Annotated in this window: 7 protein-coding genes and 3 pseudogenes; 6 read left to right on the forward strand and 4 right to left on the reverse strand. The window is 53.4% G+C overall.

Annotated elements, in window-relative coordinates:
- Positions 1-230 precede the first annotated feature (230 nt).
- A complete protein-coding gene (locus tag HBOR_RS15830) occupies positions 231-1,019 on the forward strand; it encodes a hypothetical protein (RefSeq protein ID WP_006054505.1) in 789 nt (262 codons plus the stop codon).
- Between the two features lie 769 nt (positions 1,020-1,788).
- Here the strand turns inward: HBOR_RS15830 and HBOR_RS15835 are convergent.
- Positions 1,789-3,543 carry a DNA-methyltransferase gene (locus HBOR_RS15835; RefSeq protein ID WP_013440725.1) on the reverse strand — a complete coding sequence of 585 codons (1,755 nt, stop codon included), beginning with the start codon at positions 3,541-3,543 and terminating at the stop codon, positions 1,789-1,791.
- 155 nt (positions 3,544-3,698) lie between these two features.
- On the opposite strand from HBOR_RS15835, the gene HBOR_RS15840 reads away from it, so the two are divergent.
- The gene (locus HBOR_RS15840; RefSeq protein WP_006054503.1) at positions 3,699-5,963 is read left to right on the forward strand and encodes a hypothetical protein; all 2,265 of its coding nucleotides are present in this window, start codon (positions 3,699-3,701) and stop codon (positions 5,961-5,963) included.
- A 324-nt stretch (positions 5,964-6,287) separates the two neighbouring features.
- On the opposite strand, the gene HBOR_RS15845 is transcribed toward HBOR_RS15840, so the two are convergent.
- On the reverse strand, positions 6,288-7,904 hold the full coding sequence (locus tag HBOR_RS15845) for a hypothetical protein (RefSeq protein ID WP_013440726.1): 1,617 nt from the start codon (positions 7,902-7,904) through the stop codon (positions 6,288-6,290).
- A gap of 491 nt (positions 7,905-8,395) precedes the next feature.
- Between HBOR_RS15845 and HBOR_RS15850 the strand changes: the two genes are divergently transcribed.
- Positions 8,396-8,629, forward strand: a complete 234-nt coding sequence (locus HBOR_RS15850; protein ID WP_006054500.1) for a hypothetical protein — start codon at positions 8,396-8,398, stop codon at positions 8,627-8,629.
- Positions 8,630-8,867: 238 nt separating this feature from the next.
- Positions 8,868-10,904, forward strand: coding sequence for a sister chromatid cohesion protein PDS5 (locus HBOR_RS15855; RefSeq protein WP_006054499.1), 2,037 nt, complete (start codon positions 8,868-8,870; stop codon positions 10,902-10,904).
- An 829-nt stretch (positions 10,905-11,733) separates the two neighbouring features.
- Here HBOR_RS15855 and HBOR_RS20360 read toward each other — a convergent pair.
- Positions 11,734-12,023: pseudogene (locus tag HBOR_RS20360) on the reverse strand (AAA family ATPase); the annotation flags it as partial.
- A 60-nt stretch (positions 12,024-12,083) separates the two neighbouring features.
- On the opposite strand from HBOR_RS20360, the pseudogene hepT reads away from it, so the two are divergent.
- A pseudogene (hepT, locus tag HBOR_RS20525) lies at positions 12,084-12,430 on the forward strand (type VII toxin-antitoxin system HepT family RNase toxin).
- Between the two features lie 107 nt (positions 12,431-12,537).
- On the opposite strand, the gene HBOR_RS15870 reads toward hepT, so the two are convergent.
- The gene (locus tag HBOR_RS15870) at positions 12,538-14,190 is read right to left on the reverse strand and encodes a DEAD/DEAH box helicase (RefSeq protein ID WP_006054494.1); all 1,653 of its coding nucleotides are present in this window, start codon (positions 14,188-14,190) and stop codon (positions 12,538-12,540) included.
- 331 nt (positions 14,191-14,521) lie between these two features.
- Between HBOR_RS15870 and HBOR_RS19430 the strand changes: the two are divergent.
- Positions 14,522-15,198: pseudogene (locus HBOR_RS19430) on the forward strand (IS6 family transposase).
- Positions 15,199-16,005: the final 807 nt, after the last annotated feature.

Consider the following 16,005-nt stretch of genomic DNA (forward strand, 5'->3'; position numbering starts at 1 on the left):
GAAACCAGAGAGTCAGCAGCTCTAAGCAGTTAATCGGCATCGCCGATTTCATCGAGTGTTTCGGCCGCCAGCATATCCTCGATAGTCTCTGTGTCAGGCAATTTCGTTTACACTATCGGCTCTGAATCAAATAGTTAGTGCATAGAACGAGCACCGGACTCGGCGCGGTAGTTATCACGACATCGTGTTCGGTAAATAAAACATCACGCACAGGATTGATGTAACCATCTATGAATAAACTCTCGTCTATATCCCTTGGCGTATTTGCCGTCGGACTCGTTGCAGCGGCGGCCGTCGTCACCACCACACTCCCGCTCTACACAGTTGTCGTTCTCTTTTGGATCGACTTAACGGTCTCACTGGTTCGGCGGGTATGTCAGACGTTGTTCGCCGCACCTCGTGAAACGGTTTCACCGACTGGAGCGGACCCAGCACCAGAGGGAGGTAACTCAACGCTGTCGCCGTACGAGCAGGGACTCTTCCGGTTCTTCTCGGCGAAAGTCGGGTCGATCTCATTAGTTGATCGACTGCCACCAGTAACGCTCCACAATGTCCGACCGTTCGTGAACGTCGTACTCATCTCACTGTTCTTTTTCATCCCGATATCAGCAGTTGGGCTATCGTGGAAGATTCTTCCATCGGCGGTGTTCGACGAGTTTTGGTCGTGGCCAACACCAGCGCTTATCGCCGCTGGGGTGCTCGCTGTCACGGTGAAACACGGACTGATCGTTCGACACCACACACGTTCGGGATGGCCGACTGCTGGGGCTGTCGCACCGCAGTGGCACCTCGGATTGTGGATGCTGTACTGGGTCCCGCTATGGTTTCTGACCAGTCTCCACGCGACAGGTCCCGAAGTGGGAACACTACTGACACTCATTGCGAGTCTCGTCGTTATCGGCCGGACGATACGCGATAGTCGCTCGGTTGGCACAGCTATCCCAGACTCGTCGGAGGATACAACCGACTCAGAGTCTCCGGTGAACCCGAACTACCAGATGCAGAGCCCGTCTCGGTAATACGACCCAATCGCCGTGCTGTCCGAATTGCAGGTGCAGTTGACAGTCTTCTCCCGTTCGGCAACGCCGCAAGCAGTTTCCGCCGCACCGAAGGGCAGTTTGCCATCGCAGTCGTTCTCTCAATCGGTGTCCCACTCGTTAGTACCGAGGCCATGCGGATCGACTCGGTCCTGCTTCTCAGTGTAGTGACGTTAGCGGTGCTCGGAGTCTACTTCGGCGTGAGTTTTTGCTTTCCGTTACTGTTTTCCATCCCATCGCACTTGCAGCAAGCAAGCAGGCGGCTATAAACAGTAGTCCGCTTATGCTATTGAGGGAAACCATCCTGTTATCTGATATTTGAACGATACGACTATACTTTCTTTGCTACTGTCGCCAGACTGTTCGTCAGCACGTGTCGATTGATACACCTATGATTTCGGGCTTCAATCCAACGAGTGCTCCTGAAACCGTGGCTAGATCGTCAATAGTGAAGGGGTACTCATTCCCGCCTCCACCCCCGTTTCCACGTGGGACCTATCCGAAAATACAATTGACTGTGCTTCGTTCGGACCACGTCTTACCGGGATAGCAGGAGTGGTGCGACGGGCTTCAAACGCCGGTACCTATGACGCTCCATCTGGTAGATAGGGACCACGTGTATTAGAATTTGTCCTTCTGTATCTCAATTTACTCTCATGTACTGTCTAATACATGCGGTATCTACTTCAATCCTACAAGGGTTCGTCTGTAACCATAGCTAAAGTCAAATTCAGAGTCAAGTATGAACTCCTCACATATCTTCAAAGAGATGCGAAGCATGGGATGTATCCAGATCAACTCCGTGGGCGTGGTATCCAAGCTTACTGGCTACCTTCAAAGTCGTTCCTGAGCCAGCGAAGGGGTCAAGAACCCGACCAGGTGAGTAGTCAGCATCACACTCGCACTCAGTCCACCGCACAGTTTGTCTCTGTGGGAAGGTGAACTCGCGGAAATACCCTTTCAAAACTTCCTTAGCGTCGTCAGCCAATTCTTGAGTCGATTTCTTATTCCGACCTGCGCCAGTTTGGTATTCCTTGGCTTTTCCAGCATCCGAAATGCCAACTGCTTGTACAGCTCTTAAATGCTCAAATCCGAGTTCAGACTCGACAAAACGCTTAATCGCCCTCTGCGCCTGTCCTCGACGAGGGTTCAATTTGTAATATTCGTATTTGATTAGATGGTTTACTAATTCTTCTGGATCATCGAGGTCGGAGATAAGCTCGTCTTTGTTCTTGTTGGTCACACGACGACGAGGGGCACCGCAGTCTTCACAGACTTGTGAAGGGCAAGCCAGAGTTAAAGCTCTACGAGCAAGATCTTCGGGGAATGGTGCTAAATGGTTTCGAGTATTTCTGTCGTGGCTCATCGACCAAACATCGATAGGGTTCGCTCCGGTCTGGTACAAATCAATGTATGCTTCTCTATCGTAGTAGTAGTCGTCTCGATCAAGTACGAGATGGAAGATGTGTTCGTGCCGAGGTGCGAGCCTGTCGTCGACTGGTGATGGGACACCATTCTCTTTTGTCCAAATTATATCATTTCGCACAGTCCAATCCCCCTTCCGCGCTTTCTCAGCGAACAATCCGGGGATACCTTGCAGAGATTTGTATCGATAGGTATCGCCGATATTCAAAAATACAGAACCTGTTGGCTTCAAGAACTTTTTCCACTGATCCAATATCGTCACTAAGTTCTCTACATACTCTTCAGGATCGCTCTCTTGTCCAAATTCTTCGTCATCTTCGTCTAAATACTCTCTTTTTCTCCAGTAAGGAGGTGACGTGATTATAAGATCAACAGATTCCTCCTTTACCGGTATCTCAGAACGAGAACGTTCTTCAGCCGTGTTGAAGGGTGTGATGTATCGGGCATCTGCCTCATGCAGCTCTAGTTCGGTCTCGTTTTTTTCGTGTTTGAATCCGTGTATCCTACGAATCTCTTCGGTTGGGGGGAGACCGAACTCTCGAAGTCTAAAGAAAGTCTTGAGTTCCTTGTCGAGATCTGCTACAACGTCTGGATGACTCTCTAACCGTTCGCGGACACGAAGATCAATTGTCTCCTCAGGCGTATTTGTCGCACTCTCATCTCCTAGGCGAACGAGGTTCGTATAGAACTCCCGGAACGAGACCTCGTGCGGAAAAGATACGCTGTCCGTGTTAATGTGCGTCTCGATTATTTCGATTAGACCATCCTTCGACCAGAGGCCATCTTCTCTCAGTTTGTAGTGATCTTTTATTTCGTCATAGAAGTAGTGTGAGAAGGCAACGTTTTTTTCGAAGTAGTCCTTGAGGCTATGGCTGTCTAGGGTCGCCGTGTCAACACCACCATCGTTCTTTACTTGGGCCGAGAAGCGACTAAGGTCGTCCTTCTCTGGATCTCGAAAATTTGTTGGGATGAGTATCTTATCTAAGTTATTGGAAAATATATTTGCAAATCTGCGCACATTCTCGTCAAAAAGATAGAAATCCTTCACCTCGGTTGGGTGACTGAGATCCTGATTAGACATTGGGTACTTTCCAGTCCTCATCGAGCTTGAAGACTTTGACGAAACGTTCGGTGACATCGATGTTAGACGGTTTGATAGGATTCTTATTTTGTGTAATTGGAGAGAAAATTCTATACGGCCGTACTTCATCGGTCAATAGTACCCAGACAGGAGCCATGGCCCAATCGAATCTATCTTACAGCGACCTTGCTTCGAGCCTATACTCAGATTGCCACACAGAACAGGATGTTACGGAATTCCTCCATGACCAGCTCAATGATGCTGAATGGGTAGCGCTTGGCAATCAGTCAAATAACTACAGTATCGTAGAGAACCAACAAAGTGAACCAATGGCCGCTCTCACGGAACTGATCGTCAACTCAATCGACGCCATCATTCTCAAACAATTTCACCAAACTTACGGAGACGACTTTAGAGGAGACGAATTCAAGAATCTCCACGAGGCCGTTGAAGGAGTAGTTGACCTTGATACTGCTGAGATTAATCTAACGGCAACTGGTGAACAAAACGGTCCCTTATCTCTCTCTCTTTACGACAATGGATGCGGGCAACCAAGAGACCGCTTCGAAAAAACATTCTTGAATGTCCTTACTCCTGGAGAAATTAAGCAGGATTACGACTTCTTACAAGGAAAATATGGGATGGGTAGTACGGGTGTCCTCCCATTTTGTGGCGAGCGAGGATATAAATTCATCGCGTCAGCGGCTTACGACGAAGAACAAAAGTGGTCGTGGTCGCTGATTCGCAAGAACCGGGAGAAGACGAGGTACGAATATCTAAAAATCGACGGAGAGATTCCAACGTTCGAGGGAAAGTTCGCTGAAGAGAGTTCAGGGACATTTGTCAAAGTATTCGACTATGATGCGGAGTACAAATCGAACATTACGAAGTACTTCCGCGGGATGCTTGAGCGGTATTTAGTTAACTCTCCGATTCCCATTACATTGAGAGAAACGCGGTATAGTAGTAGTTGGGGAGACCAACACACGCGAGGACTACGTCCCCGATTAAACGAGTCACCCGAAGTCGTCAAAGACGTCGATAAATTCGAACACACGTTCGATAACGATGTCTTAGGGACAAAACAAATCGAGATCTATCTTATTGAATCGAAAAAGGAACTTGAAGAGAGAGGAATTAATCCGGACCGAAGAGGGGAGTTCGTTGGTGGTAAGCAGAACGACCATGCGATACTGTTCACTGTGAATGGGCAAACACACGGTGATCAAGGAGCTACTTTCCTCAAGACTCGCTGTAGCTACAACCGTGTCGGAGGAGACTCTATTGTGATGATTGACTTCTCCGACGTGTCGGACTCGGATATCGTCGACTTATTCAAGCCCTCCAGAGACCGTCTCCAAAACAAGGACCCTGCAAAGGCTCTGAAGTCGGAACTCGAGGAGATTCTCATCGACAACGACATGCTGGATCGGGAGGAACAGCGACGTCGAGACCGAATAACAAAAGAGGATGCTGACGACCTATCAGAAGACATTTTGGAGGATCTACTTGAGAGAAACCCGAGTATCAAGAGATACCTTGAGACCGGTGAAAAGAAGCCTCGAGTAAAAGATGGAGACGGTAAGCAGGAACTCGAAGAGTACGACGGGGAATTCTTCCCCGACCGCTTCTTCGCCATCAAGAAGTTCCGCTCACGTTCGGACTACGAAATCTATTCCGAAGACGACGAGGATGGAGAACGCTTCAGGTTTAGAGTCCCAGTCAACTCAGACAAAAGGGTTCGGTTCGAACTAAACGCCGAAGACGACTATCTCACGAGGAACATGGAACGGGGGGAAATCAAATCTTCCATACCCCCTGTACTGAAGACTAAGCATCTCAAGCATGGAATATTGAATCTGACATTCGAACCACCAAGTGGGGCAGAAGTTGGGGATCAAGTACCGATTCGGCTTCAAGTCTCTCCAGCAAAACCACAGGCTCTCTCTCTCAACGTCGTGATGGAATGTACCGAGCCGGTTGAAGAAGAGCCAAAACTAAAAAAGAAACCCGACAAGACACCAGCAGAAGGGTTCGAGCTACCCCACAATCAGTGGGTTGATGAAGAAGAATGGGATGACTTCGAATTCGACGAACAAAGCATCGTCTCAGTACAACCTCGACCTGGTGAAAGTGGAATGGATATCTTCATCAATAGAGACGCTGCTCCTCTCCAGAACTATCTGAAGAGACACAACCTGAAGGACTCCGGGAAGACGATGGTGATGGAACGCTATCGACTTGCTACTGTATTCTTCTCAGCGACGCAGTACATTGAGCTCCGGCAACAGTATCAGGAGCATGAGGACTGGGAAGAGATTGAATTAACTCGGGTGGTAGAAGATGGAATGCGGGGAATCGGTCAGGTCTTGTTGGACCTTATCATCGACGATGAAACACTCGACAAGGTGACCTACTGAAGCTAACTCCAAACAACTCAACCCATAGGATTAGTCTGTAGCCCATGCAAATACACAAGTATAGAGCTCCGTAGACATGGTATTCAAATGAATATTTCCGTCGAACTCCCGGGGTTTGGGAAGATCGGTGTCGGCAGTAACTATCGTCCGGCCAATCCGGACACTACCCAATCATACCTTTCGACTCCGCTAACATCGCCTATCCTACCGTGTCAGCTACCGATTCCAACCACAATAAGAAACAGTCACTCGTCGTCTTCGACAGGCTCCAGCGTCGAGGCGTCGAAAAACGAGGTGACGACAACAGCGAGTCCTTGAGAACGTTTACTCTGGGATCGTTACTGTCACCGTTTCGGTATCGACGACTTCACCATCTCGGATGAATTTGATTGTGAGTTGGCGGTCCCCTGATGTGACCGTGAGATCCGGATGGAGATATTCAGTCGTGCTTGCTCCCGGTTTGATTTGTGATTCGAACGAGAGTGATTCGGTCGAACTCACGCCGTCGATCTCGTACCGAACCGAATCGTACACCAGCACCGAATCCCCAGTATTCTGAACGTCAAGGGTCAGGTCAGAGAGTTCCGGGGTATCGCTGTTATCGTTCCCGAACACGGTCGTGTCCACACTATTGATTTGAGCACTCGGGCCGTCGAATTCTTGACTACTGCTCGCCGTGACAGAATTTCCAGCACTAGTTAGTTCGAGTTTTACCGTCTCCTCGCCGCCATTGCTGATGAACAACGCGGAGCCAGCACCCCAGCTATCATCCACAATCTCGTACTCTTCGGTCTCACCGCCAGCGAGCGATTGGATAGTCTGACTTTCCTTCACTTCATGACCGTTGACTATCAGGCTTGCAGAGAAGTCGGTGGCAACATCACCGTTGTTCGACAGGGTAAATGTCGCACTAGTGAGCCGCCCATTCTCCCACACGGGAGTGAACGAATCGATACTGAGACTTGCTGAGGAGATTTCACGAGTGAACTCTTGGGTCGTGAACCCAGATGGGGAGTTCGCAATCGCCTGAAGTTGAATTTCTCCCGACGTCTCTGGTTCGTAGATCGTTCCGCTGTAATGCGTAATCTCGTACTGGACGCTCTGTCCGGGTGAAATAGACTCGTTGTACGTCGAGGCAAGTACTTCGTCACCACGCTGGATACCCGCCCACGCTGAAGCCGTGAGGTCGCCTTGGTTTTCGACGGTTACCCGTGTCGATTCTAGCGATCCACCCTCCCAAACGGGTTCGACGTTCGTGATTGCCAAGTCGGGCCCCTCAAATGTCTTTGTGAACGAACTGGAGAGTTCATCTGCGGATGTAGTGACCGTGACCGAACCGTGGACCTCACCGGCTGAGTGGATCGAGACTTTTCCGTAGGACGGAGTGATCGAGAATGACTCCGTCTCACCGGGCATGACCCAGACGTACGGACTCGACTGCATTTCCGAGTCTCGAGCGTTGACGACCGCCTCAGAGATCTTCACGGGGAAATCACCGTTGTTGTTCACCGTTACGTTGACTCGTTGAAGTGTGTTCCCAGACCAAGCTGCTTCCGTAGTCGTGATTGTGGGTGACGCACCTTCGTAGGAGGCAGTCTTTGTCGACTTTGTCTCACCACCCTGCTGGAGGATAATCGTGTAATTTCCCGGACGGGGGTCAACGAGACTGAACGCCGCCACTTCTTGATCCGGCTCCAGCGTCGTCTTTTGGATCACTTGGCCGGACGGTCCCTCAAGGAGAGCGTCTGAATAGTCGTCTACAGTGTAGTTGAACATCAAAAGCGGCTGATCCTCATACTCTCCAAGCCGAAGATCAGATACGGTTGGACCGCTACCCAAGCCTGTCGCATCGAGTGCCGCCCCGCAGCCCGCAAGGGGTGCGAGTATCAGGAGAGTAGAAAAGGCGACCGCGAGTCGTCGAGTATCTGCGTCCGCTTGCATTGATAATCTCAAATGTCCGGACAGTGTCTTGAATCTGTTGAGATAATATCCAAATTGATAATCTCAATCGCCTCTGTACTAGCAATAGGTCCGAAAAGATGTCCCATGTTCGTATCACACAATTTCAAATTTTGGATTGACTTCGGCCAATTCGGACACCACCCGCCCAATCTTTTCGCATCCACTAGCCACGGCTAACATGCAGTGCCCACAGACACTACCGCAAATCAGCTACTCGCTGTCGTCGAGCGCTTCGACTTCGGACGCCGCAAGTGCGACGGTGTGCCGACCGAATGTGTTACCCCACAGGGTTTGTCTGAAACTGGCCACTCGAAGCATATGAAACGGAGGTCCGATGAACGTCGGAAACCCGGCCCCTGTCACGTGCTTCGCCACCGTCACAGTCAGTATAGTTCGTCAAGAAGACGCCATATGGTGAACACAGATCCGGCGACCCTAGCCTTCCTCAGTGGCTTAGTGGTCTTCGCCCTTTGCTTCCTCGTCAACGACACACTGAAGTCTACGAGTTAGGTGTCCGGGCCGGGTTGTTCTCGCAGGACGTTGCCGACCGACTCGAAGAACTCTGGATCGAGAACCGGTCGGAGTCGTACTATCGAACTGGAATCGCTGGCGAGTATCGCGCGCAAACGCTCCTCTCGCTTGCCGGCACGCTCCACGAGGAAGTCGTCGCACTGACGCGGACGCAGGACTGTCTCTGTGACTGACCGAGAAGAACCACTGTGACTGACACACAGCAGGCGTCCGCGAGACGGGGATCAAGGCATCCCGACGAACCAACAAAGACACCCGTGGATTTTAATCCAAATCTGACAGAACTACAAGTGTTGGTGGAGACGTTCGCGGTCACAGTGGCGAGGGTGAGCCGGTTAGGACCACGAGTACGTTCACGCTCGGCATGGCGAATCTGCACTTTCACAACCGAGTCCGATTCCCCGATATCAAATGACAGACGATACCCCAGACGACCCCGACGGCGAAGCACAACGAGCCCAGAAACTCCGAGAGACAGTTGATCCCACCACGGCGACGGACGACGAAATCGAGGCCCTGTGTGCGCTCCTCGACGGCCGCCACGGGCGCTCAGACGCCCACGCAGCCCTGTCGAAGATCTCGTCCCACCCCAACTGCACACGACGTGTCGCAGTGGCCCTCCAGCCGTACCTCGTCCACGAGACCAGACGAACACGGGACGAGGCCCTCGACATGCTGACGTGGATCGCACGGACGGACCCGAATGCGCTCGATACCACTATCGAGTGGCTCCTGGAACACTTGGACACCGAGGACGAGCACATGCGTGACACCTCCGTGACATCCCTCAGGAAACTCGCCGAGGCCGAGCCTGTCCTCCTTCGCCCGCACGTGGACGCTCTCATTGGCTCTCTCGACGACGACGCTGTGCGGGCCAACGCAATCAGCCTGTTGTCGACGATTTCACACGCCTATCCAGAAGCGATTGCTCCTGCCAGAGACGAGTTGATAGCACTGTCTGCGGACGAGACGATCGACGCCAGTGCGATCCCGTCGCCGCTCGGCACCGTCGCATTGGTACGGCCAGATATCATCGATCCTGTCGTCGAGATGCTGCGAGAGGACCTCGCTGCGGCGGAGCGAGATCAAGCGCGGATCGGGATTGGGAGTGCACTCGGCAGGATCGCTGTGGCATATCCCGAGTCGGCCCCGATGGTGGTCGAGGAACTGCTGTCACTCGCCGAGACGGATCCTGACGATCGGTCCCCTGATATCGACCGTAGTGTCGTACTCAGTTTTCTCGGCGGCATCGGGGTCGCACACCCCGAGACGGTCGTTCCCGAACTGGACCGTCTCAGGGCACTCCTTGACGATGACAACCGAATGGTGCGCTCGTCCGCGGTGGAGACTCTCGGAAACATCGCAACCGTTCGGCCTGCTGCAGTCCGGCCGGCTATCGATGACATTGTGGCGAGATTCGACGACACCAGCGAAGATCTGCAGTTCGACGTCGTGACGGCTCTCGGGAAGATCGCAGCAGCTGATCCTGAGATCGCGCCGCGCGTCGTCGCGAAGTTGCACGACTGGTTCGAAGACGACACGGCAGAAGACGAAGCAGTCGGGAGCGACGCGACAGAATACGGGCTGTTCGACTTGACTGGCAGCGTCGAAGACGAGAATGCGGCGACTCACGACGACTTCGAGTGGCAACTCCAGGAGGACATCATCCGTGCCTACGGCCGAATCGGTGCTGCTACTCCCGACGCCCTCGATCCCGTGATGGACGAGATTCGAGCCTGCCTCGCTGACGAGAACCTCTCAGCAGAGGCTGCCGCTGCGCTCGGTGAGATCGGCGGTGTTCGTCCCGAGACAGTGGCTCCCGCTGTTGAGGATCTCCAAGAGTTGCTTGCTGAGGGCCCCTACTGGAACCGGAGAGCGGCCGCCAGCGCGCTCGGAACGATTGGGGCCGCAGCCCCCGAGATGGCCGAACTCGTCGTCGACGATCTGCAGCACCGTCTCGCGGACAGCAACTATCGTGTGCGCGCGGCGGCTGCCGAGGCACTTGGCACGATTGCCACCACGGATTCGGACGTGGCCGCACGCGTCAGCGAGGAGGTACAGCTGCTCCTCGACGACGATGAATGGAAGGTCCGTGCGGCAGCGCTCGAAGCACTCGGACAGATGGGTGCTGCGGATCGAGACACAGCCGAGCGTGTCGTCGAGGATCTGCAGACCGGCCTTCGCGATACCGATTCGGACGTTCGGCCGTCGGCAGCGAACGCACTGGCAGCCATCGGCGTTTCCCAGCCAGTGCTCACCGCCACGGCCGTCGAAGCGCTCGAGTCCCGATTCGAATGTGACGAGGAGTATCTCTTCGTCCGATCGTCGATCGCCGAGGGATTGCAGGCGCTCAACACCGCCCACTCCGATGCTGTCACAGTGAGCGACACCGAACTGCAGCGAGTCGCCGACGCTGACGTGAACTTGGTGGTGGAGGAGAGTCAGTAGGCAGTCCACTGGTGTCAGGACACGACTCGAACCAACCAGGTGTCGCTGTGCGCGGGGTCAGCCAGCAATTTCTGCACGACAGTCCCAAGAAGGATCGCGTGTCCGAAGAGCGGATCGTCGTCGCCGTGCCAGAACGTAAACTCACCGTCAGGATGAATGGTGACCGTGTTCACCTTCGTTCTTTCTGCAATCGTTACCACTTCTGAGTAGACTTGGACCCCGAGCTTCTGTCTTCATTGGGCTGGGAACAGAGATTGGCACGTTTGGTGCTGGAGTCAGCCTATCCATCGTTTACCTCACGTATCGGAAAATAGGAGCCGCTTCAATGACCCACTCTTGGTTCAACTGGAAGAGAAAGAACTGATTGAGTCCCGAATCAAACACGGTCGAAGTGACTGTAAATCTGGTCTGTTGTTTGGAGAGGAGCGTGTCGAAGTCTCTTCTTCATATCGTAGATGTGCTTGTCTTCGTAGGTCATCATCCGATAAACGACCGAGTGACGAAGTGAGTGAGGGGTCACGTCGTCTGGGGACCCTCGTCCACCCATGACGTTGTACGGACGGATGTCGTCAGCGAGTTCGCGGGTTTCTGTAGAAAGGCTCCAAACTCGGCACTGTGATGTCATTCAGATTGTCAATGTCGCGTTCATCGTACCAACGCAAAAAATGTCCAAGACGGTATCTGTGAACTTGCCGCCGACAGGGACACCGTAGCGATTACAGGTGAGCCGGCTGCGATGGCGAGCGCGCTCGAAATTGTGATGAGTAGATGAGAGTTCTTGCTGAGGGTCTGACTCGAAATCGAACCTCACTGGTGGAGTGTGTCAGTTCACTGGATCGAGATCGTGACTGGAGAAGAACACCGCCGCGCCGCGGTCGGCTTCCTCGCGGACGATTTCCCGAAGCGTCCTGACACCAGTGGGGTCAAGGCCGGTGGAGGGCTCATCGAAGACGAGGAGATCCGGTGACCCGACCAGAGCCATCCCAAGCGCAAGGCGCTGGCTCATCCCTTTCGGTAGCCGCCTACCGGCTGGTCGGCCGCGTGGGCTACGCCGACCCGTCCGAGGACGGTGTCGGGGTCGTCGTCTGCGTCTTTCAGTTCAATCGCTGTTTCGACATTGTCGTTGACAAGCTTCGGTACATCAACGAGTACACGAACGACCTGAAGTAAATGCGGGGAATGTCGAAAACGGAGTATGTTGACGATATCGTCGTCCAACGGGCGGTTGAGAGAACGTTCATGAATCTCATTCAATCCTGTATTGATCTCGACCAGCATATTCGTGCTTCAGAGAGCCTCTCCAAGTGGGACTGCAAAAAAAAGAGATCGAGTCGCTTGGGAATGCAGGCATACTCTCACCCAACGTTCAAGACCAGATGGAAGAAGCCGTCGGGTTTCGAAATATCCTCGCCCATCGGTACGGTGATGTGAACCACGACGTTGTCTACGCTGTGCTACACAACGACCTCCACTGGTTCGACCAATTTCAGCAGGAAATCGCGCAGTGGTTTCAGCAACGAGACTAACCCTGTCACCGAAACCGTTCACGCGAGCAGAGTGTGCAGGCATGGACGAGACGGGCGAGCAGGACTACCGGCGCATCCCCAGTCACAATCACCGCCGCTGCTTGAGCTCAGGCGAAATCGGTGAGGTTCGTCGCCGTCAGGTTCTCCGTATCCTCTTCCAGTTCGTGGTCAAGGGAACTCCGACTGGGGACCTCAAACTCGACAACCGGAGTGTCCGACGAGACAATGTCGATGATCGTGTGCAGCTCATCCATGATCCCGACCGCACCGTCATGTGTACATCCCGTGATTGTACACCAAGCTCGTGATCGCGTGATCGCCACGAACACTTCGTTTCGCGCCTGCACAAGCTCGCGATACGGGTTTGTGATTGCATTGTTGAGTCCAACGACATACACCGAGGCAGCTTCATTTCCTTTTGCGAGATGAATCGTCGAGATCGTTACCTCACCCGGCCGCGAAAATTCGGTTCTGTCACCTTCCCACGCACAGGTCGCTCCTAAATCATGGGCGCGCAGCAATGACTGAAGCTGCTGACCGCGATCCTTTGCGTCCAGCCCAAGCGGGACGACGAGGATACGCTCCGGAGGTAAGCCCTCCTCACGAACATCAGCCACAACCTGGTCAACGACCCAGTCGAGCTCTGCAGCTGGATCGTCGAACGCTTCGGCCGACACGAATGGCCCGGCTGTATCAAACGTAGAGAGTGGATGTGGTGAGTTTGCTTCAGGCCGCTGAAGACGTGCCTTACTCCCTGTTTTCCGGAAGTCACCATCGACGTCATAGCCGAGATTCTCCCAGCCGTCTTGCCGCGTAATTGCTTGGACAGGACCGCCATCACGGAGGAGTCCCATCCCAAGGACGTGTGCAGTCAACAGAACCTCCAGGGGTGCGCGATAGGATTTCCGCATGATGTGGCTTTTTTGCACCCCGTTTGAATACGACCCGCTCAGGTCAACAACAGGATCGCCGGTGTCGTCAACGCCGAAAATTTCCTTGGGGCTCGGGGCACGCAAACTGTGGAGATTTTGTGCCTCGTCGTAGCCCCAAATGAGCCGGTTGGACGAGTCAAGTGCAGCGAGACACATATTGAAGAAGTGCGGACCGAAGTCTTGTGCCTCATCGACGAGAATCGCATCAAAGAGGTCTGGGATGTCCCCGGTCGCAAGCAGTTCAGCCGCCACCGCTTCCTGGGGATCAGTGTCGGAGCCGAATTCTGCACGAGCATCGGTCACCGAACGGAAGGTAGCGTTTGGAGTTGCCTCTGCGATTCGTTTGTATATGCCCTCGCCAGTTGTGTGGCCACCCCACCCGTGGATGATCTCGATGGACGAATCACTCTCCGCCAGTGATTGTCCGTTCGAGAACCGCCTGTAGAATCGTTCCGTGAGATCGGTAATGTGATCGTAGAGACTCTTCGTTTGGAACGTCAGCGCGATGGTCCAGTCCTTGTGATCGACCGCCATTTTCGCCGCCTTCATGGCAAGGAGGACGGTCTTCCCAGACCCAGCGATCCCTCGAATTTGCTGCGGTCCAGGTGGGATCCGCATGCCGATCTTTTCCTGTTTCAAATCGAACTTCGCAAGCTGACTCGTGACGTGTTCGTAGTAGTCGCGTCGCGTCTCAGGATTTGCGGGCGGCGACATACTGATATCGCTGATTGCCTGTCCGCAGCTGAGGACAGCACGTGCTGTGTCATATTCGGCTGAGGTTAACGGGTCAAACGTGCGGATCGCGTCAAGTTGCTCCCGGAGTGCCACAGGCGTTAACTCATCACCTAACAGCACGCGAGGGGCGCTTGGCCCCGTAAAGCCGCGTGCCTCCCATTCCTCGCGGGTGATATTCGGGAGGACAACAAACGGATTCATCGGGATTGCTACCTGTCCACCGTCCAAGAGCTCTGGTTCGTCCATGAAGAACTTGCGCAGTGCAAAGCCCTGTCGCCGTGCCTGCTCGAGTGGTGTGGATTGAGATTGCGACGTGCCGCGCAGATGCCACGTCTCGCCAGCGATGCGGTCAATTTGATCGATAGGGCACTGTCTAGTTAAGCCAGTTTGAGGAATGAGCAGGTCGTTGAGTTAATTGGGTAGAATGCTCGCAGACCTGCTCAGCAAGTGCTTTGCGACGGATTATGAAGAAACTTGGGAGCGTGAGCGGACGGCGACACCCGTCAGGGTGTTCGCCGTCCAGCTCCACGCGACCGGGTGTTCACTGAGAGAAACAAAACAGATTCTTCGCTATCTCGGCGTTGAACGCTCTCACCAAGCTGTTTGGCAGTGGGTACATCGGCTGGCTGACAGCGGTCACAAGCCGCCTGAGGCGGAGCCGAAGCGGGTTGCGGTTGACGAGACCGCTGTCAAAATCAATGCGAGTGGTCTTGGTTGTACGCCGCAATAGACATTGAGACAAAACTGATTCTCGATGTCGAGTTGTTTGGACGACATGGTACCGATCCGGCGGCTGCGTTTCTCCATCGACTCTCGGAGAAACACGATCTCTCAGATGCTGTGTTTCTCGTTGATGGCTACGGCTATCAGACTGCCCTCTCTCGATTAGGAGTGAGCGGTCGGCTTGACTACGTCGAGCGAAACCTCATCGAAAAGTGGTTTCATACCCTCAAAATGCGAGTCGACCGCTTCCATAATTCGTGGGTGGGCAGTCACGGAAGCGTCCGCGAGTGGTTCATACAATTTGCGCAATATTATAATTTTTATCGACCGCATCAATCGCTCGATGGACGAACGCCAGTTGAGGAGGTCACTAACTAGACAGTGCCTCTTAGACAAGAATGTCAAATATCTGTGGAAACATAAATGGCCGGCATAGATAGTTGCCGACTCGGGGACAACTTCCTGCAATTGTTTGGACGCTCTACGATACTTTTTCGATGATCTGTTACGCCACTACTGACATAAGATGACCGACAGTGGTGGAGACGAACCAGCGGCATCGTCGGCGTACGGGCCGTTGCTTGACGAGAGAAACGGTGCTGAGAGGCTGACCCGTTGTAGTCACAGACGTTCGGGAGTTACAGGCAATCGACGCGGATCTTGCTGCCCACTACGTCCTCGGGAACGACATCGACGCTGGGGATACCACGGTATGGAACGACGGCGACGGATTCGATCCGATCGGGGATTCCGGTTCGAAACAAGATCAGTTTCGTGGCTCGTTTGACGGTCGCGGCCACGAGATCCGTAATTTGACGATCGACAGGCCCAATCGAAACGCCGTCGGTCTGTTCAGTGTCGTCTCGGGCGTACGGATCAAGGCTGTCGATCTTGTCGCCGAGTCGATGGCCGCGGATTGACGTCAGGTAGTCACGACTTTTTGACAATCTTACTGATTTTCACATGAAACTACCCACTGCTCACTTCTTCAGCCATATGTGTTGTGAATACGATTTCTTTATTCACAAGGTAGCTAAATAGTCAATCAGTAAATGGTTTGGTCCCTCCCGGAGACACGCGCCGAGCGAATGCTACAACTCATCGCAGGCGTATTGGTCGTAGTAGCAGTCGCTGATTTTCTGGAGTTGATAGACTTGTTCTCGTACTGGACATACGTATTTTTTA

The organism is Halogeometricum borinquense DSM 11551, from assembly GCF_000172995.2.
Taxonomy (GTDB): Archaea; Halobacteriota; Halobacteria; order Halobacteriales; family Haloferacaceae; genus Halogeometricum; species Halogeometricum borinquense.